Origin of the sequence: Streptomyces sp. WAC04114 (genome assembly GCF_019733245.1) — a bacterium.
GTDB lineage: Bacteria > Actinomycetota > Actinomycetes > Streptomycetales > Streptomycetaceae > Streptomyces > Streptomyces massasporeus_A.
This window is the reverse complement of the sequence record NZ_JAIGQA010000370.1, coordinates 1-1,255: the sequence shown is the minus strand read 5'-3', so window position 1 is coordinate 1,255 and position 1,255 is coordinate 1. Positions and strand designations below refer to the sequence as shown.

Annotated in this window: 2 protein-coding genes; one reads left to right on the top strand and one right to left on the bottom strand. The window is 73.7% G+C overall.

Features of this window, described 5'->3' with window-relative positions:
- Nucleotides 1-63: 63 nt before the first annotated feature.
- Entirely contained in the window at nucleotides 64-489 is a 426-nt protein-coding gene (locus tag K4G64_RS39245) for a helix-turn-helix transcriptional regulator (RefSeq protein WP_221760616.1), read from the top strand.
- Between the two features lie 36 nt (nucleotides 490-525).
- On the opposite strand, the gene K4G64_RS39240 is transcribed toward K4G64_RS39245, so the two are convergent.
- Nucleotides 526-1,068 (bottom strand): peptidoglycan-binding protein, encoded by a 543-nt coding sequence (locus K4G64_RS39240; RefSeq protein ID WP_221760615.1) that lies wholly within the window; start codon nucleotides 1,066-1,068, stop codon nucleotides 526-528.
- Nucleotides 1,069-1,255 lie beyond the last annotated feature (187 nt).

The window sequence follows — 1,255 nt, the reverse complement described above, 5'->3', positions numbered from 1 at the left end:
CCCCCGCCATCCGGCACAGCGCCTGCACCGCTCCCCGCGGCGGCGAGCAGTGGGGGGACGACCATGACACGCTGGCGGCCGCTTCCGGACGCACTGCCGAGGGAGGCGCGGCATCTGGTCGAGCAGTTGCGGGCCCTGAAGGACCGTACGGGTCTGAGCCTCGCCGAGATGGCCCGGCGGACCGCCTACAGCAAGTCGTCGTGGCAGCGGTATCTCAGCGGGGCGAAGCAGCCGCCGCGGGGAGCGGTGCAGGCGCTGTGCCGGATGGCGGGGGCGGAGCAGGCGCGGCTGCTGGCGCTGTGGGACCTGGCCGACCAGACGTGGCCGCACGGGGCGGCGGTGGCTGCCGGGCCGGCGGAGCGGATGACGGACGAGCCGCCGGCCGGTGCCGAGTACCGGCGTTGGCGGGCGGCGGCCCTGGTGTCGTTCGGGGTGATCGTGGTGCTGCTGGCCGGGTTGCTGTGGGTGCTGCCGCTGGGGAGCGGGTGACCGTGACGGCCTTCCGCTCCCCGGCGACGGTGCCGCTCAGCCGAGCGTGCGGTAGTGGGCGTACTTCCACGGCCCGACGTTCTTCAGCTTCACCTGGTACTTGCCGCCCACGCGCTTGAAGTTGACGTTCCGCACGAGGCCCTTGTACTGGACGATGTTGCCCGGCAGGAGCTGCAGGCGGGTCTGGGCGAAGTCCCAGCTCTCGCTGTCGACGGTGCCGTTGGTCTCGGGGAGGTTGTGCCGGCTCTGCCACCACTGCGTCGCCGACTCGGTCTCCGGCCCGAACGAGCCGTCGATCCGGCTCTTCCTGAAGGGCTGGAACTCGCCCTCGTCGTCCTCCCACTGGGCGCCGTCGGCCCACAGCACCGTCTCCCACAGGGCGATGGCGTTACCCCTGGCGTAGGCGTCGACGCCGAGGTTCTCCTCGTCCTCCCAGTCGTTGGTGACGGCACCCGTGCCGTCGATACCGAAGTAGGCGGGCGCGGCGCTCGCCGCCGGCGCCAGGGCGATGCCGGTCCCCCCGGCCCCCAGCATCACGGCCGTCGTCACCATCGCCACGGCTCGATTGCGCATGCTCATGCGGTTGTCCTTTCCGAACCGCCGTCCCCCGGCGGGTTTCCCCTGGGGCGGCTCGTCTCGTCTGGCCCGCACAGCGTCGGGGGCCGACGGCCCTCCCGGCGAGGCCTGGCCGCGTACCCGGACCGCCCAGGGACGGTCCACGCGCGGGGCGGCGGGCGTCCCACCCGGGGGCGGGTCGCGCGGGGCC

Coding starts and splice junctions, on each gene's coding strand:
- K4G64_RS39245 (WP_221760616.1), top strand. CDS start 64: ATGACACGCTGGCGGCCGCTTCCGGACGCACTGCCGAGGGAGGCGCGG.
- K4G64_RS39240 (WP_221760615.1), bottom strand. CDS start 1,068: ATGAGCATGCGCAATCGAGCCGTGGCGATGGTGACGACGGCCGTGATG.